We start from the raw sequence: 20480 nt of genomic DNA on the forward strand, positions 1-20480 counted from the left end.
GTCGACATCATCCAGAAGCAGGGCAGACAATTATCGCCGTGCTGCACGATGTGCTGCGAAATCTCGGGAGGTCGAGTCGGGCTGACGGGCCATGCGGCGAATCTCGCCCTTGAACGGAGGCGTCCGATAGCGTCAACGACTGATGGTGGGCTCTGAAGATGGCTCGGTTCGTATTGATCGCATCGAGGGGAAGTGAACCTGACCCCGTTTACCGCGCCAAGCGCAACCCCGTCATCTGCCAGCGCGCCGAAGCCGGAAAGAAGTTGCGGTAGGTCGCGCGCGCGTGGCCGGGCGGGGTCAGACAGGAGCAGCCGCGCAGCACGTACTGGTTGACCATGAACTTGCCGTTGTACTCGCCGATCGCGCCGTCGGCGACGCGGAAGCCGGGGTAGGGCGCGTAGGCCGATTGGGTCCATTCCCAGACCTGTCCCAGACCTGCGCCGGCCAGGGCGGCCGGGTGCAGGGCTTCGCGTGCCAGCAGCCGCGCCATCGCATCGGTCCAGGCGTGCTCCCATTCGGCCTCGGTCGGCAGCCGCGCACCGGCCCAGCGCGCGTAGGCGTCGGCCTCGTAGTAGGACAGATGGCATACGGGCCGGCTGCCCAGCAGCGGCAGCGCGCGGTACAGCGTGAACTCCTGCCAGCCCGCTTCCGAACGCCGCCAATACCACGGGTGCTCGAGCTGCTGTGCGCAGCGCCAGTCCCAGCCTTCGGCGAGCCACCATTGCGGCTGGCTGTAGCCGCCGGCCTCGACGAAAGACAGGAATTCGCGATTGTTGACCGGCCGGCTGGCGATCTCGCTGCCGGGCAGAAAGACCGCGTGCCGCGGGCGTTCGTTGTCGAACGCGAAGCCCTCGCCGGCGTGCCCGATCTCGTGCACGCCTCGCGGCACCGGCAGCCAGCCCAGGTCGGTTTCCGGTGCGGACTCAGGCGTCGCATTCGGCGATTCGTACGCGGGCCATAGCGGATGGCACGACAGCAGATGCTTGATGTCGGTGAGCAGCAGCTCCTGGTGCTGCTGTTCGTGCTGCAGGCCCAATTCGACGCGCTCGGCCAGCGGCGCCGGCAGCTCGCTCGTCAGCAGAGCCTGCATGCGTGCGTCGACGGCTGCGCGGTAGTCGAGCACGCGCGCCAGCGACGGCCGCGTCAGCAGGCCGCGCTGCGCGCGCGGATGGCGCTCGCCGACCTGCTGGTAGTACGAGTTGAACAGCATGCGGAAGTCCGGATCGAACGGCTGCTCGTGCGCCAGCACGAAGGTCTCGAAGAACCATGTGGTATGCGCCAGATGCCATTTGGCCGGGCTAGCGTCGGGCATCGACTGCACGCAGGCATCCTCGGCCGACAACGGCGCGGCCAGTCGCAGCGTGCGCTGGCGGACGGCGTCGAAACGCTGAAGCAGATCAGGCATGAGCATGCACCATCGCAAACCAGTGCTGCGGGTCGGTCCAGACCTCGCCGGGCGTGAAGCCGGCTTCGGTCAGCATGTGCTGAAAGCGCGGCAGCGCGTACTTGTAGCTGTTCTCGGTATGGATGGTCTGGCCGGCAACAAACCTGCGTGCGCCACCGGGCCAGGTCACGGTCAGCGCGCGGCGTGCGCGCAGGTGCATCTCGATGCGCGAATGGTCTTTGTTGAAGAACGCGAGGTGCGCCCAGTCGTCCTCGTCGAAATCGCTGCCGATCAGCCGGTTTACGTGGCGCAGCACGTTGAGATTGAAGCGTGCGGTGACGCCCTCGGCATCATCGTAGGCGGGTTCCAGCCAGTGCAGCGGCTTGGGCAGATCGATGCCGATCAGCAGTCCGCCGCGCGGACCGAGCAGTCCGTGCATGCGCTCGAGCATCGCCAGCGCGTCGGCCGGATCGAAATTGCCGATCGACGATCCGGGATAGAACAGCAGCCGCCCGGCCAGCGGCAGGTCCGGCGGCAGCCGCACCGGCTGGGTGATGTCGGCCTGCACCGCGCGCGCGTCGAGGCCCGGAAACTCCTCGGCCAGGCGGTGCACCGCCTGGCGCAGAAAGTCGCCGGCGATGTCGACGCCGACGAAATGGCGCGGCCGCAGGCGGCGAAGCAGCACGCGCACTTTCTCGCAGTTGCCGGCGCCGAGCTCGATCAGCACCTCGTGCCCGCGCAGCGCCTGCGCCATGGCCGGGCCGGCATCGGCGAGGATCGCCGCCTCGGTGCGTGTGGGGTAGTACTCGGGCAGTCGCGTGATCTGCTCGAACAGCTCGCAGCCGCGCGCGTCATACAGGTACTTGGGCGAGATCCGCGCCTGCGGCTGCAGCAACCCATGCCGCAGATCGGCGTGGGCCGCGTATGACGTGGGCAGCGTCCTGGCGGGAGCCGCGGCAGTGTCGATGGAGCGGAGCATGTCGATCGCTCTCCTATGTCCGTGCCGGCCTTGCGACCGAAGCGATGCGGGTGTGCGGGGCCAGTGCGGCCGCGGTGAAAGAGGACCGCGGTGCTGCACAGCCCGTCCCGCGAAGAGCGCCCATGAAACGACATCCAAGATGAACGCGATCGATGTCTTCAGGATATGGGAGAGGCGGCGCGACCAACCGGGCGAGTGGTGTTCGTCCCGATGTTACCGGGGACGGCTTACTTTCCGATGGCTCTATGTCATGCGGTTGCTGCGAAACCCTGCCGCCCGTCGGCGCAAGGGTTCCCTGCCGCGCACTTCCCACATTGCTCGCTGGGAGACTCGCCCTGACGGCGTCATCGGCTTGCAGCGCAGGTCGACGTGACTGCAGTGCTGGCCTGGACGTGGACGGTACGGCGCCGCCCTAGCGCAAGACCGGAAAGCGGACCTGATCGTTTTCGACGTGCGCCGCTTGCTCGCTGTCCCGCAGCTCCGCCAACAGCAGCTGGGGTGTCGTCCCGGCGATCGACCGGAAGTCCGCGATGAGATGCGCCTGGTCGTAGTAGCCGGCATCGGCCGCGATCGCGGACCAATGGATCCCGCGTCCGGACTGCGCGGCGTGCACCGCGCGCGCGAAGCGCTTGAGCCGCGCGTAGGTCTTGGGGCCGACGCCCAGTGTCTGCTGCAGCACACGCCGCAGGTGGCGCTCGCTGACGCCGAGCTCGTGCGCGACCGTCGTGACGCCGGACGTCTGCAGGCTTTGCAGTGCCTTATGCAGAAAGCGCGGCGTGGCGCCGACAAGCGTCGCACAGTCGGTCCGTTCCTTGATTGCCCTTTCCAGCAGCGTGGCTGCGGCTCGAGCATCAGGCTCGCCCGCAAGCTGTTCCAGCAGACGTTGCGTCCTGGTGTGCCCCCACAGGTCGTCGAGCGCAATCGGGTGACCGCTGAGGTTCGCCGCGGGCACGCCCAACGCCGCGTGATACGTGCCGGGCCGCAGCCGCACGAGTATCGCGCGGTGCCCGGCGCGGATGAACTTGCGCAGCACGCGCCTGCCCGGCCCCATCGCATGGACGTCGACGCCGCCCGGCAGCGCAGGGCCGAAGCGGACGACCACCTGCGCTTCCACGTGTGGCATCGCCACGCGCTGCCGGTCGTGCCTGAAATGGCTCACCGTCGTCGCGACGATCGGACACGCGGCGCCGACGGGCATCGCGGCGGGCAGGGCGAGAGTCATGGACATGGGGCATTGTGGTCGTCCGGTCAGGTACGCCGCAACCGGGCGGGCGATGTCCGCTTTCTCCAATCCGAGTCGCCACGCGCCGGCTATCGTGGTCTGCATGAACATACTCGTGACCGGCGCGACCGGAAAAGTCGGAAGCAGACTCGCCAGGCGGCTGCTGGAGCACGGACATGCCGTGCGTGCATTGGTGCGTGACCCTGCACGGGCCGCCGACCTCGCCGAGCTCGGTATCACGCTGGCGATCGGCGACCTGCTGCAGGCCGATTCACTCCCGGCTGCCGTGCGCGGCGTAGATGTCGTCGTGTATTGCGCGGCGTTCTTCCGCGGCGCCACGCCCGAGCAGGCACATGCCGTGAACGATCTCGCACGCAGCATCTTGCGCAGGCCTCTCGCGAGGCCGGCGTGGAGCGGTTCGTGTTCACGAGCACGGGCCTGGTCTACGGACCGAACGGCGGCGGCATCGCGCGCGAAGAGGACGCCTGCATGCCGGTCGATGCCTACCCGCAAAGCAAGCTCGCGGCCGAGCGCATGCTGCTGGCGTTCGAGGGCCTGGATGTGCGCATCCTGCGCCTGCCGTTCGTCTACGGCGACGGCGATCCGCACATCGCGGACGTGGTGCCGTTCATGCGGACCTTCCCGCCCGCGCAGCGCATGTCGATCGGCCACCATGCCGACGTCGCGCAGGCCGTGATCCGCTTGCTCGACGCGCCGTCGCCGGCGCATCGCATCTACAACGTCGTGGACGACGAAGCGCCCGATCTGGCGACCCTGTTCGCCTCGGTGGGTCAGCCGCCGCCGGACGGCACGACGCCGGAGCGTGGCCAGGCGTTCGCCGCACTGCTGGACGGCCGCCGCATCCGCGACGACCTCGGGTTCCGGCCGCTGTTTCCGCGCCTGCAGGAAGCGATCGACGCCGGCCGGGCGTGAACGAGGCGAGTCGGTGCTTGTCGCGGTGCAGGCCCGCCCGGGATAGGACGACGCCACACGTATCGTCATTTCGGCGCTGAGCGGCGTTCCGCGTGGTCGCCCGCGAATACCGCCTAAGTCGCCACTCTGATCGCATTCCAGGGCCGCCGCGCGCGGCCGCGATCACCGGCATCGAGTAGGCAGTCGAGGGTGAGCACGCTGCCGACAGTTGGAGTCGGCATCGATAGCGACGCGGAGTACCAGATCTTCATAAGAAACAGATCAGTTAAGGGGCATCACGCGTGTCCTCCATCTCTTCGGTCCCACAGTCGGCTACGCTAGGTCGCCGCCTGACAATGCGACCGGTTCCAGCAACTCACTCGCTATCGCCACTAGTGGCGAGAAGCGCTTCGGAGCACACGACGTTTCTGCGGACGGAGTCGAGAACGTGGGTGCATGTCCGTCCTCGAGGTACCGACGAAGGGGCGGTCAACTTTTTGGAGAGGTGGCATGAGGTTCGCTCAGACGTTATGCCTGGCGGGGACCGCCCTCGTGTTGCCGGTCGTGGCGACGGCTGGCACGTCGGAGGAAGCCGACCTGGCGGTCAGTGTATCGGTGGTGCCATCGGTATTCGGTCCTGGGAGCCGCGGTACGGTCGCCTTGACACTGCACAATCTGGGGCCCGGACCATCGGGCGATCCCGATATGGGAGTTTTCGCAACCTGGGTGTTCCAGCGCGGGTTTCGTTTGGAAGTGCCGTCGGATCGACCTCCTTACGAGATTCGTGGGCCGGTGTCAGGGTGTTCGATCGTTGAGGAAATAGTCGGCCCCTTCGTCGATCTGAGTTTTGGTCTGGTGTGGACCTACTACTTTCAGATCCTCCAGCCCGGTGAGTCACGAACCTGCACATTCCAGATTGAATTCTATCCACGTGCTTTCGACAGCTTCGATACGCATTGGCGGACGGCAACATCGCCGACAGATCCTAATCCCAATAACAATCGTGTCGATTACCGCTTCATATTCGGAGCGCCGTATGTCGAACCGATTCCGGTCCCTGCGACGAATTGGCAGGGGCTATCTCTGCTGTTGGTCGGTATGGGAGGGCTTGCGTTTGCCCAGCGGCGGCAAGTCTTGCGCTCTCCGCCAGTGCGGGTCTCGGCAGAGTGAGATAGGGGTGGAGGGTGGTCAGCGTACGGTCCGGCTACCCATCGCCGCCGCATCGTCCAGCCAGTTCGCCCCCTTGTTCTCGAGGAAGAACACGTACACGACCAGCGATACCGCGATGACCAGGGTGACGTAGATGGCGAACTCGATGACGTGACCGGTGCGCAGGGCGGCCTGGTACAGCAGCGGCGCGGTGCCGCCGAACGCGGAGTTGGCCAGTGCGTAGCCGAGTCCGACGCCGAGCGCGCGGACGTGGGTCGGGAACAGCTCGGCCTTCACGACGGCGTTGATCGAGGTGTAGCCGGTCAGGATCACGAACGCGACGGCGAGCATCACGAACGCCGGCAGCCAGTGCGTCTGCTGCGGCAGCACCAGCACCATGAAGCCGGTGTAGAGCAGGCCGCCGATACCGAAGAAGACCAGCAGACGCTTGCGGCCGATGCCGTCGGAGAGCCAGCCGCCGATCGGCTGCAGCAGCATCAGGAACGTCAGTGCGATCAGATTGATGACGACGCCGGTTATCGCGTCGCCGCCGGCGAACAGGCTCTGGACCATCTTCGGGCCGATCACCGAGTACGTGTAGAACGCGAGCGTGCCGCCGGCCGTGATCAGGAAGCACAGCAGCAGCGGGCGCCACTGATGGACGAGCAGCTCGCGCATCGAGCCCGAGGCACGCGCCCGGCCGCTGCGCGCGGCCTCGATCGCGTCGGACTCGAGCGATTCGTCCATCGTCCGCCGCATCCAGAACACGACGATCGCGGCGATGCCGCCGATCGCGAACGCGAAGCGCCAGCCCCATTGCGCGATCTGTCCGGAGTCCAGGCAGGTCAGCATGACCAGCAGCGTGGTCTGCGCGAGCACGTGGCCGCCGACCAGGGTGACGTAGTGGAACGAGGACAGAAAGCCGCGGCGGCCGGGCAGGGCGGCCTCGGACATGTAGGTGGCGCTGGCGCCGTACTCGCCGCCGGTCGCGAAGCCCTGGACGAGGCGTGCCAGCAGCAGCACGATCGGCGCCGCGACGCCGATGGTCACGACGGTCGGCGTGACCGCGATCGCGAACGAGCAGGTCGCCATGATCGTGACCGAGACGGTCAGAGCGAGCCGGCGTCCGTGGCGATCGGCGAAGCGGCCGAAGAACCAGGCGCCGATCGGCCGCATCAGGAACGTCATCGCGAAGATAGCCCAGATGAACAAGGTCGCGTTCTTGTCCTCGGGACTGAAGAACTGCGACTCGAAGTAGCTCGCGAACACCGAGTAGACGTAGACGTCGTACCACTCGACCAGATTGCCGGCCGATCCCTTGAGCGTGTTCGATACCGAGCGGCGAAGGCGGGTGCGTGTTTCGGCGTCGTATCCTTTCGCCGAAGTGGACGGGGCCAGCATCGTCATGGGAGGCTCTCTACGGGGTGAGGCATCACATCATGGTTGGCATGCGTCAGTTCGAGGGGGAGTTCTCCCTCCCGACCTCTCGTGCATGCGCGATACAACTTGCTTGGCAGGAAGAGGGCAGAACGTGGCAGAGCAATGGAATGAAGATGAACTCGGCGCCGCAGTCGAAGCATACCGATGGATGCAGCAGGCGGAACTTGAGCGACGGGCATACTCAAAGCGGGAGAAGTTTCGCGATCTGGTTTCGCGATTTGGGCGAACCACTGGGGCATGGGATTACCGAATGCAAAACATCTCGGCCATCCTACAAGCGGATGAAGAGCCTTGGATAGCCGGGTTCAAGCCCGCCACGAACGTAGGACGCCAGGTCGAAGGGCGCCTGCGCGCTTTGCTCAGCCGCCGCCGATTGAAACCGGTGAAGGGCGAACAGGCCGCTTACAAGACCAAGCTTCCGCACCTACGTGCGTGGCTCATCAATGTTGCCCGTATAGAGGGAACGCTGAGGTACGGCGACATCATGAATGCGCTCGGGCTTGATCGCTACAGCCTGAAGTTCGCCCTTCGATACATCGGTCATCAATGCGAGAATCTCGAGGAGCCGATTCTTACAGCGCTGGTTGTCAACAAGAAAACGGGCGAGTGCTCGGGTGGCATCGAGCGAGAGTTCGGCATCGATCCGGTGGACGAGCGGCGACGGCTCTTCGATTACTGGCGGGAGCATGCTGAAGAGGCCTTGCCGCAGCGCACTGATGACGACTTAGCGACACGGGCCGCGCGATTCGTGAGTGTAGAGGCGAGACCAGAGCAAGCAGCATTTCGTAGGCGAGTGTTTCTCGCCTATGGCGGTCGCTGCGTGATTACCGGATGCGATGTGGTTGAAGCTCTGGATGCAGCGCACAAGCAGGGACGCGATTGGCGCAGCGGGAACAATCGCGCCGAGGATGGAGTCCTTTTACGTAAGGATCTGCATGCGCTTTTCGATGCTGGATTGTTGATACTGAGAGAAGATGGTGCCGTAACAGTAGCTTCGGCAGCTACCGGCCACTACGGTCAATTCAGCGCAGCGAAATGGGCTTGAAGTTGACCGGAGTTTTCGATTCGTTGCTTGTCTGCCAGCATGAGTCGTATGTCAGCCTCTAGCGAAACGAGCATCAGCTCGAATCACCAGATACCCGCTGCACCCGCGTCCGATACGCCCCCCCGTTCTCGCCGCTGATGCGCGAGGCGCGCGTGCCCTTGATCTCGTCGACCTTGCGATCCGAGCCGGTCACCGGTTGCGCCTCGACGGTCGTTTCGCGCTCGAACGCGTGCGACTTGTCGGTGTTGCGGTAGTAGCGGTACAGCGCCCAGTACAGCGCGGTCGCGCCGGTGGGACCGAGGGCCAGCAGCCAGAGTCCGTTGTCGTCGCTCATGATGAAGCCGCCAGGATCCAGAGCACGATGCCTTCGATGAAGGTGCCGACCGTCAGCGCCGCCGTCAGCAGCTTCCATTGCTGCACCGGCACGCTGCCCATCGTCTCGCCGGTGCGCCCGTTGACGGCGATGTAGTGCAGCAGGCCGCCGTTGCGGCCGGGCTGGTGGTAGGAGTACAGCCAGACCGGCAGGTACATCGACACCCAGCGCGTGCCGTGCACATCGAGCTGCTCCTGTTCCCAGCGCACGCCGCGGTCGTAGCGGCCGGTCGAGGATTCGACCTGGGCGCGCGCGATCGACAGCAGCTGGTCTTCCAGGCGCGGCCGCAGATGCTCGACGTCGCGGTTGCGCTTCTCGGACGTGAAGCCGACCAGGTACGAGGCGTTCCACTTCACGGCGTTCTTGGTGTCGAACGGCAGGATCGTGTTGATGATGTTGTTGGTGTTGACGCGTGTGTCGAGATTGCCGCGCTCGGTCGAGGACTCGAGCGGCAGGTCGTCGACCGTGAAGTCGACGTGGCGCTCGATCTGGTAGATGTCGGCGTCGTAATAGGTCTTCTTGTCGTTGCCGCTGCCGCGCGTGTATTCGCGGGTCTTGATCTCGCCCTTGCCGGCGACGTCGGCGCTGGCATTGCCGTCGACGATCATGTACGGCAGATAGACGCCGACGACGTTCTCGGGCGTGAACTGCTCCTTGAACGCCTTCAGCGCGAACATCCGCCGCTTGTCGACGAACTGGCGGATCCGCGCGACGGCATCGTCCTTCCTGATGTGGAACGGCAGCACCGCATCGGGCACCGCGCCGTTGGCGATCTGCTCGTTGACGCCGAACACGTGCCGGCACCAGTGGCAGCGCGCGGTCATCGTGCTTTCGGTGTTGACCGTGACCTCGGCGCCGCAGGCGGTGCACTTGAAGCTCATCAGGCTGGCGGCGTCGGCCGCGATGTCGCGCGCGCCGGACGCGACGACCGTGCCGCGCAGGTCGCGCAGGCCTTCGCCGAGGCCGAACGCCTCCTCGACGCGCGCGCCGTCCCATTCGTTGCGGCAGTACAGGCAGACCAGCAGGTCGGTGCCGGGCTTGTGCCGGATCTCGGTGCTGCCGCACTTCGGACAGCGGTTGATGCCGTCCTTGAGCTCGGCCGAGGCGGTGTCGATCGCGGCCGGATCGGGCGCCTCGAGCTCGTCGCGGATCGATTGGGGCAGCGTCGCCGGATCGATCGGCTGGCTGCCGGGCAGCGGCGGTACGTCCTGCGGCGAACCGGGGCCGCTCACCGGCGGAGCCGGTGGCGGCGTCTTGGGATCGGACATGGTCGCGGTGTGCCCGGCGGCGTCAGAGACCCAGCGCCTTGGCCTTCAGCGCGTCGTAGTCGGCCTGCGTGATCAGGCCGAGGTCGAGCATCTCCTTGGCCTTCTTGAGCCGGCCGACCGGATCGTCGGCGGCCGGTGCGGCCGGCTGCTGCAGATTGCCGATGCCGCCGAGCATGCCGGAGGCCATGCCGACGCCGACCAGACCGGCCGCGCCGCCGTTCTCGCCGGCGGACTGGATGCCCTGGGCGACGCTGGCCTGCAGGTTCGAGTTGCCGCGCGAGCCCGACAGCGCGTCGGCGCGCTGCACGGTCTTGAGCAGCTCGCGCGTGTTGGCGTCGTACTCGATCGAGACGATCGCGGTCTTGACGATCGCCAGGCCGCGGTCGGACTTCCACTGGTAGGCCTGCTCGACAGCGTCGGACAGGCTCCTGGCGAAGCCGAGCGAGTCTTGCTGCAGCTTGGTGATGCGATTGCCCTTGCCGGGATCGTTGCTGTACAGGCTGAAGGCCGGCGCGAGCGAGCTGACGACCTCGTTGAACAGCTGGCTGGCCGCGGCGTTGTCGAGATCGGTGAAGTCGAAGACCTGACCGGTCTGCAGATAGGCGGCCGGCACGTAGTTCTTCACGAACAGGATCGGGTCGACGATCTTCAGCGTGTAGGAGCCGCGCGTGACCGCGCCGACCTGCGTATTGAGGAAGCCGTCGTCCCAGTAGATCTCCGACTGCGTGCCGAAGCGGTTGTCCGGCAGCTCCTTCAGCGAGACGAAGAACGCGGCCTGCTGCGAGCCGGGCTGGCCGCCGAACTTGAAGCGCTCCCAGCTCTGCCAGATGAGCGGGCTGACGATGCCGTCGCCGGCAAAAATCGATTTCGAGTTGATGTCGTCCGAGCGCCACTCGTAGCCGCCCGGCTCGGCGACGAAGCCGGTCAGCGCGCCGTCCTGCATCAGCAGCAGACCGTAGCCTTCGGGCACGACGATCTTCGAGCCGTTGCTGATGATGTTCGAGGAGCCCTTGGTGTTCGAGCCGCGGCCGGCATTGGTGCCCTGCGGCACGGCTGCGAACAGCGCCGCGGTCGCCGGCAGGCCGGCCGGCACCGTGTAGAAGTCCTTCCACTGGTCGGCCAGCGTGCCGCCGATCGCCCCTACCGCTGCCTGTATCAGACCCATGACGACTCCTGCGTATTCGTGGCCGGGTACGGTCCCGCCATGCCGGCGCACTATACCGTCGCCGACGTTCGGCGCGGACGCGCCGGCGCGAAAACTTCGGTAGCGGCGGCGCGCTTCGGCGGCCGGGCCGGAACGAGCCGGCCGGTGCGAACGCGACGGCGACCGGCCGGCCGCGGCACCGGGCTGCCGCATCATGCCGGCCGGCCGGCGACGTTCTCCGGCGCGGTCGCCGAGGTGCGTCGGCGGTCGCGGCCCGTGCCGCGCTTTCCATGCGTTTCAACGACTTGACGCAGAGCCGGTGTCGGTGGAGGCCGCGATCGGCGGCAGCCGCTGGCGGCAGCGTGCCGGGTCGTCGACACGATCGTGTCACCGTTTGCCCAGAGCTTCGCGTATCGATCAGGAGCACGGCTCCTCGACCGGCGGCCGCTGCCACGACAACGACGATGAGCCGGGTCCACCGGGAGGGCACGATGCAAACGATACGAATCACAGCCGGCGGCCGCGTCACGGGCGCGCTGATCGCGACACTCGCGGCGACGGCCGCCATACCGGCCGCCTACGCTGCCGGCGCGGTGCCCGCGGAGGGCGCGACCGCGCTGACCGCGGTGGTCGGCCGCGTGACCGATCCGGCCGATCTGTTCACGCCGTGCCTGCAGGGCTCGACCAGCGCCGACCTGACGCCCGGCGACCAGGCCGTGCTCTGCGCGTTCATGCACAACGGCAGCAGCGAGGATCTCTACTTCCACGAGTTCAGCGACGCCTCGCTCGGCCTGGTCGCGCCGATGAGCTCGTTCTTCGTGCCGGCCGGCTGGGATTTCCCGCTGCCGCTGATCGTGCCGTTCACGGTCGGCACGCAGTCGCAGACGCGCCGGCTGACCTGGCGCGCCGAGCACGCGCGCAGCACGTTCGACTGGACCGTGCAGGACGCATCCGGGCCGGCCGACCGGATCTTCGCCGACGGCATGGAAGCGGGCGCGCCGCCGGCGCAGTTCGTCGACATCTCGGCGATCGGCACCGACCTGGGCGCGCTGCAGGTCGGCACCTACGTGCCGATGCCGTTCGCGTTCCGCTTCTCCGATGATCTGTACGACGGCCTCGTCACCACCGCCTGCATCACCGCCAAGGGCGCGATCAGCTTCAACCAGGACACCTGCTTCATGGACGGCTTCAACGATCCGCTGGCGACCTCGACGGTGGCCGCGTATCCGCCGTTCGTCGCGCCGTACTGGGATGCGCTGTATGCGGCGGACGGCATCGGACGTGTGCTCTACGCGACGCTCGGCCAGGCGCCGGACCGCAAGTTCGTCGTGCAGTGGCATCGCATGGGACACGAGGGCGTACTCGATCCGAGCGGCAACGAGCTGACGTTCCAGGCGGTGTTCCGCGAGCGCGACGGCGCGATCGAGTTCAACTACCGCACGACGGCGTTCGGCGCCGGCAATGCCGCGATCGATCGCGGCGCCTCGGCGACGATCGGCCTGCAGTTCGACCGGTTCCGTGCCAGCCAGTTCTCGTACGCGACGCCGTCGCTGCACGACGGCCTGTCGATCGTCTGGAAGCCGCAGTTCAGCACGCTGTTCACGACCACGGCGCCGCCGGTGACGATCAACGTCGGCCGTCCGACGATCTCGACGCTGCCGTCGGCCGCGCAGGGTCTGGCCGCGACGCTGCCGTCCGGCAGCGCCGGCAGCGTGCCGCTGCAGATCATCAATCGCGGCAACCGCACGCTGGAATGGCGGCTCGGCGAAGCGGCCGCGACCGCGCACATGCCGGCGGTGCCGGCACCGACCGCGCTGGCGGCCGGCGACGGAGGGCGGTTCGGATACGGTGCCGGGCGTCGCGATCGCGCTGGTCGACAACGGCGACGGCACGCGCAATCGGCGCATCGGCAGCTTCGATCCGGCGCATCCGGGCGGCGGCGTGTCGGCTTTCCTCGACATGCCGGTCACATCCTCCTCCACGTACGTCAGCGCCGATTTCCCGTCGAACGACTTCGGCACGCTGCGCACGTTCTCGGGCATGTTCCACTGGTTCGACCTGCTCAGCGGCGCCGAGTCCACCAATACCTACACGCCGGTGCTGCACAACGTGCCGCCGGGTCTGCTGCCGCGCAGCTTCATGCGGGCGCTGCAGTGGGATCCGGTGACGCAGCGCAGCTTCCTGAGCGCCTCGACCTTGTCGGCCGACGGCACGCGCTGCGGCGGCACGTTGTTCAGTATGGAGTTCTCCAATCCGCTGGCGCCGACCGGCGTCTACGTCGGCACCTCGGATACCGGCACCGACTGCATCGGCAACATCGCGATCGACCGCAACGGCCTGATGTACGCGATCGGTCTGCCCGAGGGCATGCTCTACGCGATCGACAAGACCACCGCGCAGGCGCTGCCGATCGCCGCGATCGACGTCGACATCGACGCGTACTGGCCCGGTGCCGATCTGGTCTTCGACCAGGCCAGCGGCGACCTGTATCTGGCCGCCTTCTTTCTGGTCAACAACGAGGCATCGCCGATGCATCTGTACCGCGTCGACCCGATCGACGGCACGACGACGCCGCTCGGCATCGCGCCGGCCGGCACGTTCATCGAGACCTTCGCGATCGCCGCGCGCGACGGCAACCGCTGCGCGACGCCGGCCAGCGTGCCGTGGCTGTCGTACGCCGTGCCGAGCGGCAGCACCGCGCCGGATCCGGAAGGCGACGACCCGAGCACGGTCCAGGTGCTGATCGACGCCGCCGGACTGGCGCCGGGCGCCTACCAGGCGACGCTGTGCATCGCCAACAACGATCCGACCTCGCGTCGGCTGGCCGTGCCGGTGGCGCTGACGGTCCAGTGAATCGGTTCGCGGGCGGCCGGCTCGATCGCACATCCGGCCGGGCACGCAGCGGCGGGCGGCGGCGTGCCGCCGCCCGCCTCGCCGTGAGTGCTGCGCTTGCGATCCCGATCGGCGCGGCACCGCCGCGCACGAGTGGCATACTGCGTCCCGCCGAGGCCGGCGATGGGGACGCCATGTCCGCTCACGAGGTCGATCCTGCCGTTGCGCGTGCGATGGACGATCTGCTCGCGCGGGCGCGCGACGGCGATCCGTCCGCGCTCGACGAGCTGCTGCCGCTGGTCTACGCCGATCTGCGCGGCATGGCCGCGCGGATCATGGGGCGCTGGCGCGGGCAGGACACGCTGCAGCCCACGGCCCTGGTCCACGACGTCTTCCTGCGCCTGGTCGAGGCGAAGGAACCGGTTCGTCTGGACGATGCGGCGCATTTCTTCGGCCTGACCTCGCGCATCATGCGCCAGCTGCTGGTCGACCGTGCGCGCCGCAGCGGCACCGACAAGCGCGGCGTCGGCTGGACCCGCGTCGATTTCGAGGAGGCGCTCAACTGCCCGGAGCTGTCCTCGAGCGAGACGACGCTGACCGTCGACGCGGCGCTGGACGCGCTGGCCGAGGTCGACACGCGCCTGGCCGCGATCGTCGAGCTGCGCTTCTTCGCCGGGCTCAGCGTGCCGGCGGTGGCCTCGATCCTCCAGCTCGACAAGCGCACGGTCTACCGCGACTGGGCGCTCGCCAAGATCTGGCTGCGCGAACGGCTCGAGCCGTGAACGCCGAGCGCACGCGCTGGCGGCGCCGCCTGCGCGAGGAGTTCCATCGTCTGCTCGAGCTCGGTCCGGAGGCGCGCCAGAGTCGGTACGCACTGCTCGCGCAGGAGGACGCCCGGCTGGAGGCCGAGGTGCGTCGCCTGGTCGGCATCGCGCTGGAGGGCGATGCGCTCGAGGACGACGACGCGGCGCACCGGCATGCGCCCGGCGAGATCGTCGCCGGGCGGTTCCGGCTGGTGCGCGCGCTCGGTGCCGGCGGCATGGGCGAGGTATTCCTCGCCGAGCGCTGCGACGAGGTCGACCGGCCGGTCGCGCTGAAGTTCGTCCGTCACGTCGCTGCGCTGACCACGCGCCGTTCGCGCCGCGAGGTCAGGATCCTGGCGCGGCTGTCGCATCCGAACATCGCCGGCTTCGTCGATGCCGGCGTGACCGGAGCGGGCGAGCCGTGGTTCGCGATGGACTACGTCGACGGCGTCGACATCCTCGACCATTGCCGCCGCCATCTGCCGGCGCTCGCCGATCGCATCCGCCTGCTCGCGAAGGTCTGCGCGGCCGTCCACTTCGCGCACAGCGCGATGGTGCTGCACCGCGATCTGAAGCCCGACAACATCATGGTCGACGCGCACGGCGAGCCGGTGCTGCTCGATTTCGGGATCGGCAAGCTGCTCGACGAGGCCAATGCGAACGAGACCGTGCTGGTGCCGCTGACGCCCGGTTACGCCTCGCCCGAGCAACTGCGCGGCGAGCTCGCGACGACGCTCAGCGACGTCTACCAGCTCGGGCTGATCGCGCAGGACCTGCTCGGCGACGCCGAGCCGGAGCCGCCGCTTGCGCAGGCCACGCGACCGGACGGCGCGACGGCCGGGCATCGCGCGGGCGCCGCGACGGTGCGGCGGCTGCCGCGCGATCTGCGGCGGATCATCGCCAAGGCGACGCGGCCCGACCCGCGCGACCGCTACGACTCGGCACGCGCACTGGCCGACGATCTGCTGCGCTGGGCCGACGGATTGCCGGTGCTCGCGCACGACGGCTCGCTCGGCTACCGCATGCTCAAGCGGATCCGCCGCCACCCGATCGCGACCGCGACGATCGCGGTCCTGGTCGCCGGCCTCGTCGTGACCAGCCTGTTCGCGATCGACCGCGCTGCGTCCGAGGCGCGGCAGCGGCGGATCGTCGAGCAGGAGCGCAATCACGCGGCGACGACGATCGCGTTCCTGCGCGAGGTGTTCCGCAGCGGCGATCCGCAGAACAACCAGGCGGCCGACGTGCGCGCGCGCGACCTGCTGACCGCGGCCGCGGCCAAGTTGAACGCGCGCACCGATCTGGACGAGGCGACGCGCGGTCTGCTGCTGACCGAGCTCGCGCAGACCTTCGCCGGTTTCGGCATGCACGAGGACGCGGCGCGCTACGCACGCATCGCGATCGATCTGCTGCGCGCCGGCGCCGGCGCCGGCGCGCAGCGCGGTGCCTACTTTGCCGCGGTCAACGCCTACTTCGTCGCCAGCGAGCGGCTCGGCCGCCACGCCGACATCGTCGCGCTGACCGACGAGGTGGCGCCGGTCGCCGCGCAGCACGAGGACGGCTTTGCCGCCGCGACCTGGCTGATGCGCGCGCGGGCGCGCAGCGGGCTCGGCGAGCAGCAGGCGGCCCTGCACGACGTCGACCGCGCCCTGGCCTGGTACGAGCGCTCGCCCGACACGCAAGCCGCCGAGCTCGCGCCGGCGCTGGAGCTGGCCGGCTTCCTGCGCCTCAACGGCGGCGACGCGCAGGCGGCGATTCCATTGCTCGAGCGGGCCGGTGCCTTGTTCGCCGCCGGCGGCCAGGACAGCCAGGAGCGTGCGCTCAATCGGCGCTTCCACGTCGCGGTCGCGCGCGTCTCGCTCGGCGACTGCGCCGGACAGATCGAGCCCCTGCGGCAGATCGCGACCGGCATGCGCTCGACGCTGGGCCCGCTGCATCAGAGCACCCTGGTCGCGACCAACCAGATCGCGCAGTGCGAGGCCTGGGTCGGGCACTACGCCGCCGCCGCCGCGCTGTCGGCCGAGGTGCGCGACACGGTCGGCCGCCTGGAGGTGTTCAATCCCGACCAGCGCGCGCTGATCGAGATGACGCGGTTCAAGATCGCCCTGTATGCAGGCGACACCACGCCGGACCTGCGCGAGCTGTCGAGCCGCGTCGATGCGCTGCGTCGGCAGAGCGGGCCGACCAGGCTGGTCGCGCGTGCGCGCTGGATGCTCGGCGAGCTGCGCCTGCAGCGCGCGGACATCGACGGCGCGCGCAGCGATCTGCGCATCGCGCTCGAGGAGACCACCGGGCGCGTCGGCGTAGGGCCCAGTGCCGAGCTCGGCGAGATCGAGGACGGCCTGGCGCGCTGCGCCCTGGCCGACGGCGATACGGCCGGCGCGCGCCGTCACATCGCCGCGGCGGTGCGCCAGTTCTCCGACAGTCTCGGGCCGGCCGCGCCGGCCACGCTGCGCAGCCGCGCGCATCAGGCCTGGATCGAATGGGCCGTCGCACGCGATCCGGAAGCCCTGGTCCAGCTGCAAGCGATGCGCGGCGAACTGGCGGCCGCCCTCGGCAGTGCCGAGCGGCCGCAGGTCTGGCAACTCGATCTGTTGATCGGCCGGATGCTCGCCGAGCGCGCCATGCCGGACCGCATGGCCGGGCGACGCGCGCATGCGCGCCAAGCGCTTCAGGCGGCGGGCGGCGCCGCGCCGACCCACTACGCCTGGCTGACGACGTTCTCGTGAGTCGGCGGCGACCGGCCGCCGGGTCGCGCTGCGGACATCAGGCGCCGTCGCCATGCGCCGGTCGCATCGCGCCGTCGGCATTCGTGTCGATCTCCGCTTCGATGCAGTCGCACAGGTTGCGCAGATGGCGCAGCAGCGGCTCGATCGGGCGCGAGGACTCCACGCCGATCCGCACGCGCATCGGCGATGCCGGATCGGCCCGCCAGGCCTGCACGGCGCGGATCGTGTAGCCGCGCCGTTCGACGGTCGCCAGCGCGAGTACGAGCGCGCCGGTCGCGTCGTCGATTTCGATTCGAACATCAAAGACCATGTGGGGGCTCGTCGGGATGCGATTCGTCACGGGCCTGCGCGATCGGCCGCACAGACCCGCCTGGTCTCTACGCGAAAGCGCGGCCGACCGGTGACACGATGTCAGCGCAGGCGCATCACGACCGGACCGATGCCGGGCGATCCGGCGGAGCGCGCGGATCGCGGCTCAGCGCGGAGATCGCGGCCTGGCGATTTCGACCCAGGTCGGCGCATGGTCGCTGGCCTTCTGCTGCAGGCGCACCCAGCGGTCGACGCCGGCATGGCGCAGGCCTTTGGCGGCCGCCGGGTTCAGCAGCAGATGGTCGATGCGCAGGCCGCGGTCGCGTTCGGCGTGCTGCCGGAAATAGTCCCAGAACGTGTAGATCGTGCCGGGGCCGTGCGCCTCGCGCAGGCCGTCGGTCCAGCCCTGTTCGAGCAGGCGCGCGAAGGCCTCGCGCACCTCGGGCTGGAACAAGGCGTCCTTGCGCCAGGCCTTCGGGTCGTAGACGTCCGCGTCGGTCGGGATCACGTTGTAGTCGCCGATCAGCGCGACCGGATGCGGCAGATCGACCAGGCTCTCGGCATGCCGGGTCAGGCGCGCCATCCAGGCCAGCTTGTAGTCGAACTTCGGCCCCGGCTGCGGATTGCCGTTGGGCAGGTACAGCGCGCCGACCAGTACGCCGTGCACGGCCGCTTCGAGATAGCGGTTCTGCGTGTCGCCGGGATCGCCGGGCAGGCCGCGGCGACTTTCGACCGGCCCGACGCCGCGGCCGAGGATCGCCACGCCGTTCCAGCTGCGCTGGCCGCTCCATAGCGCGCCATAGCCGGCCGCCTCGATGTCGGCGATCGGGAACGCCTCGTCGCTGGCCTTGAGCTCCTGCAGCGCGACGATGTCCGGTTGCTCGCGCTCGAGCCACGCCAGCAGATGGCCCAGGCGCGTGCCGATGCCGTTGACGTTGAACGTGGCGATGCGGAGCGTGGCGCGTGCGGGCATGGTGGCGTGTCCTGTTGCGCGGCGGCACCCCAGAGTACCCTGGGACGCCGATGCCGCAATCGAAGGGGCCGCGATCGCAGGCACCTCGCGGGTACACTGCGAGCCCTGTCTTGGCTGCATGCTGAATCCATGATCCTCAACGATGTCCTGCGCAGTGTCCGTTTCATGCTCGACCTCAGCGAGCCCAAGGTGATCGACATCGTTCAACTGGCCGATCCCGCTTTCGTTCTCGACAAGGACGAGGTCCGCGCATGGCTGCTGAAGGAAGACGAGCCCGGCCACCAGCCGTGCAGCGACGCCGTGCTCGCGCGCTTCCTCGACGGCTTGATCGTGCATCGTCGCGGACGGAACGAGAACCAGCCGGCGCGCCCGATCGAAGCGCGCATCAGCAACAACCTCGTGCTCAAGAAGCTGCGCATCGCCTTCGAACTGACCGACGCCGACATGCACGAGGTGTTCGCCGCGGCGGGCTTCGCCGTGTCCAAGCCGGAGCTCTCCGCGCTGTTCCGCCAGCCCGGGCACCGCAACTACCGGCCCTGCGGCGATCAGATGCTGCGCAACTTCCTCAAGGGCCTGACCTTGCGTCTGCGCGGCGCGGCGCGCGCCGCGTCCGCAGCGCCGCGCGCTGATGTCTGGACGCGCTCGCGAGCGGCGGCGTCTCCGGACCGGCAGGTCGCGCCAGCGCCGGCTGCGCCGCGCGGTCGCCACACGCCCCGAAGCTGACGGACCCGCCGGCGCTCCGCTACTCCGCGGGGGCGTCCTTCCGCAGGCGGTGCGCGCAGGCGGGCGCATAGCGCGCGTTAGCGATCGCTACGGGGCGCGCGATCTGGCGTGATTCGGGTGCCGGTGACGGCACACGCGGCCATCGTGCCCCGAGCCGCTGCGAGCGTCGCCGTCAGGGGGTTGCCGGTCTCGTGCGCGGCATGATCACGTGCTGACGATCGCGATCGCTCGAGAAGACGATCCGATGCTCGACGGTGCCGGCGGCGGTGAGCATGTCGTAGCGGCCCGCGCCGTACGGCGGGATCTCCGGGTTGCCGATGAAGGCCTGGAACCAGGTGTCGAACACGTCCTTGGAGGGCGCCGCTGCCGAGACGGCGCAGACGGTGAGTCCGCAGACGAGGCGAATCGCCAGTTCGCCGTCGTCGCTGCCGGCACGGGCCTGCTCGGCCGATTGCGCGTAGAGCTCGGTGAGGTCCAGCGCCAGCGCAGACGTGGCCGCTTCGCGCTGCAGCCGATCCATGAAGTCCGAAAACCGGTCGCCTCTGATCAGCGCCGAGACGGCGGCGCCGTCCAGTCCCCGATGGCCATCGATCTCCGCCAGCAGCGGCGTCTCCGCTTCCAGGTGGTCGGGCGGCAGTGCCGGGACCGGCGGCACCGACGGTTGCGCTTCGTGCGCCTGCTGCGGCGCGGCGGCCGGCGGGTTGCGCCTGTCCGGTGATCGAACCGCGGACTCGGCCGCCGCGTCAGGCGCGGCGGCCGTCTCCGCTCGGCTTGCCGGCTCGGCCGGCGCATCGGCCGGCACGACAGCCTGCCGCGGGCGCAACGCATACAGGCCGAGCGCGCAGAGGACCGCCAGCGCCGCCAGCCACATGCGAGTCCGGATCATGCGAGCGATACCCCTTTGGCGACCGGCGGTCACGTTAGCCCAAGCCGAAGGCAGCGTCACGCTGGCCGATCGAGAATGCCTCGCGGCGACGTCGTGTCGCCGAAAGGCGGCGCCATCGGCGATGCGCGCACGCGAAGTGGCCGCATCGCCCGATAGCAGCTTGCTGCGCCTGAACGAAAAGGGCCTGCCTGTCGGTGATGTTGCGCTGCGTCCCGTCGCGGACGCTCGCTTCGCGGCGCCGCGCGTGGCGCGGCTCGATGTCCGGCGGCGGTGATACCGGCCGGTGCGCGGCCGCGCCGCCGCGCGACGGGC

18 protein-coding genes and 2 pseudogenes are annotated in these 20480 nt (G+C 68.8%); 9 read left to right on the plus strand and 11 right to left on the minus strand.

Annotated elements, in window-relative coordinates:
- Positions 1-208: 208 nt before the first annotated feature.
- From egtB to VMR06_RS03240, 3 genes are all read right to left on the minus strand, one after another.
- Positions 209-1405 carry an ergothioneine biosynthesis protein EgtB gene (egtB, locus tag VMR06_RS03230; protein ID WP_325372940.1) on the minus strand — a complete coding sequence of 399 codons (1197 nt, stop codon included), beginning with the start codon at positions 1403-1405 and terminating at the stop codon, positions 209-211.
- Positions 1398-2363, minus strand: coding sequence for an L-histidine N(alpha)-methyltransferase (gene egtD / locus VMR06_RS03235; RefSeq protein ID WP_325372942.1), 966 nt, complete (start codon positions 2361-2363; stop codon positions 1398-1400). The genes egtB and egtD overlap by 8 nt, the downstream gene beginning before the upstream one ends.
- 412 nt (positions 2364-2775) lie before the next feature.
- Positions 2776-3585, minus strand: coding sequence for a helix-turn-helix domain-containing protein (locus VMR06_RS03240; RefSeq protein WP_325372944.1), 810 nt, complete (start codon positions 3583-3585; stop codon positions 2776-2778).
- 103 nt (positions 3586-3688) lie between these two features.
- Between VMR06_RS03240 and VMR06_RS03245 the strand changes: the two are divergent.
- The 3 genes and pseudogenes from VMR06_RS03245 to VMR06_RS03255 all read left to right on the plus strand — a co-directional run.
- A pseudogene (locus VMR06_RS03245) lies at positions 3689-3931 on the plus strand (SDR family oxidoreductase); the annotation flags it as partial.
- Positions 3898-4518, plus strand: a complete 621-nt coding sequence (locus VMR06_RS03250; protein ID WP_325372946.1) for an SDR family oxidoreductase — start codon at positions 3898-3900, stop codon at positions 4516-4518. The pseudogene VMR06_RS03245 and the gene VMR06_RS03250, both read left to right, overlap by 34 nt.
- A gap of 489 nt (positions 4519-5007) precedes the next feature.
- Positions 5008-5667, plus strand: a complete 660-nt coding sequence (locus VMR06_RS03255; protein ID WP_325372948.1) for a hypothetical protein — start codon at positions 5008-5010, stop codon at positions 5665-5667.
- 18 nt (positions 5668-5685) lie between these two features.
- Here VMR06_RS03255 and VMR06_RS03260 read toward each other — a convergent pair whose 3' ends face one another.
- Positions 5686-7047, minus strand: coding sequence for an MFS transporter (locus VMR06_RS03260; protein ID WP_325373085.1), 1362 nt, complete (start codon positions 7045-7047; stop codon positions 5686-5688).
- Between the two features lie 130 nt (positions 7048-7177).
- Between VMR06_RS03260 and VMR06_RS03265 the strand changes: the two genes are divergently transcribed.
- The gene (locus VMR06_RS03265) at positions 7178-8131 is read left to right on the plus strand and encodes an HNH endonuclease signature motif containing protein (RefSeq protein WP_325372950.1); all 954 of its coding nucleotides are present in this window, start codon (positions 7178-7180) and stop codon (positions 8129-8131) included.
- A 73-nt stretch (positions 8132-8204) separates the two neighbouring features.
- Here the strand turns inward: VMR06_RS03265 and VMR06_RS03270 are convergent, their stop codons facing one another.
- The 4 genes from VMR06_RS03270 to VMR06_RS03285 all read right to left on the minus strand — a co-directional run bounded on the left by VMR06_RS03270 (position 8205) and on the right by VMR06_RS03285 (position 12958).
- Positions 8205-8465: a hypothetical protein gene (locus tag VMR06_RS03270; RefSeq protein WP_325372952.1), complete on the minus strand. Its 261-nt coding sequence runs from the start codon at positions 8463-8465 to the stop codon at positions 8205-8207.
- Complete coding sequence (locus VMR06_RS03275; protein WP_325372954.1) at positions 8462-9772, minus strand: TFIIB-type zinc ribbon-containing protein; 1311 nt, start codon at positions 9770-9772, stop codon at positions 8462-8464. Before VMR06_RS03275 ends, VMR06_RS03270 begins: the two co-directional genes overlap by 4 nt.
- A gap of 22 nt (positions 9773-9794) precedes the next feature.
- Positions 9795-10937: an SPFH domain-containing protein gene (locus VMR06_RS03280; protein ID WP_325372956.1), complete on the minus strand. Its 1143-nt coding sequence runs from the start codon at positions 10935-10937 to the stop codon at positions 9795-9797.
- Positions 10938-11128: 191 nt separating this feature from the next.
- A complete protein-coding gene (locus tag VMR06_RS03285; protein ID WP_325372958.1) occupies positions 11129-12958 on the minus strand; it encodes a hypothetical protein in 1830 nt (609 codons plus the stop codon).
- Between VMR06_RS03285 and VMR06_RS03290 the strand changes: the two genes are divergently transcribed.
- The 3 genes from VMR06_RS03290 (at position 12876) to VMR06_RS03300 (ending at position 17277) form a co-directional block, all read left to right on the plus strand.
- Positions 12876-13769 (plus strand): hypothetical protein, encoded by an 894-nt coding sequence (locus tag VMR06_RS03290; protein ID WP_325372960.1) that lies wholly within the window; start codon positions 12876-12878, stop codon positions 13767-13769. The two genes, VMR06_RS03285 and VMR06_RS03290, sit on opposite strands and share 83 nt — an antisense overlap.
- 173 nt (positions 13770-13942) lie before the next feature.
- Positions 13943-14530, plus strand: coding sequence for an ECF-type sigma factor (locus VMR06_RS03295; protein ID WP_325372962.1), 588 nt, complete (start codon positions 13943-13945; stop codon positions 14528-14530).
- Positions 14527-17277 carry a serine/threonine-protein kinase gene (locus VMR06_RS03300; RefSeq protein WP_325372964.1) on the plus strand — a complete coding sequence of 917 codons (2751 nt, stop codon included), beginning with the start codon at positions 14527-14529 and terminating at the stop codon, positions 17275-17277. The genes VMR06_RS03295 and VMR06_RS03300 overlap by 4 nt, the downstream gene beginning before the upstream one ends.
- A 37-nt stretch (positions 17278-17314) precedes the next feature.
- Here the strand turns inward: VMR06_RS03300 and VMR06_RS03305 are convergent, their stop codons facing one another.
- Both VMR06_RS03305 and xth read right to left on the minus strand, forming a co-directional pair.
- Positions 17315-17587, minus strand: coding sequence for an ACT domain-containing protein (locus VMR06_RS03305; protein ID WP_325372966.1), 273 nt, complete (start codon positions 17585-17587; stop codon positions 17315-17317).
- 165 nt (positions 17588-17752) lie between these two features.
- Positions 17753-18559, minus strand: a complete 807-nt coding sequence (xth, locus tag VMR06_RS03310; protein WP_325372968.1) for an exodeoxyribonuclease III — start codon at positions 18557-18559, stop codon at positions 17753-17755.
- A 129-nt stretch (positions 18560-18688) separates the two neighbouring features.
- Here xth and VMR06_RS03315 point away from each other — a divergent pair.
- Positions 18689-19156 (plus strand): annotated as a pseudogene (locus VMR06_RS03315) (DUF1456 family protein); the annotation flags it as partial.
- Positions 19157-19454: 298 nt separating this feature from the next.
- Here VMR06_RS03315 and VMR06_RS03320 read toward each other — a convergent pair.
- Positions 19455-20153 carry a hypothetical protein gene (locus tag VMR06_RS03320; RefSeq protein WP_325372970.1) on the minus strand — a complete coding sequence of 233 codons (699 nt, stop codon included), beginning with the start codon at positions 20151-20153 and terminating at the stop codon, positions 19455-19457.
- A gap of 13 nt (positions 20154-20166) precedes the next feature.
- On the opposite strand from VMR06_RS03320, the gene VMR06_RS03325 reads away from it, so the two are divergent.
- On the plus strand, positions 20167-20442 hold the full coding sequence (locus VMR06_RS03325; protein WP_325372972.1) for a hypothetical protein: 276 nt from the start codon (positions 20167-20169) through the stop codon (positions 20440-20442).
- The last annotated feature ends 38 nt before the right edge of the window (positions 20443-20480 follow it).

The organism is Dokdonella sp. (assembly GCF_035511235.1).
Lineage (GTDB): Bacteria > Pseudomonadota > Gammaproteobacteria > Xanthomonadales > Rhodanobacteraceae > Dokdonella.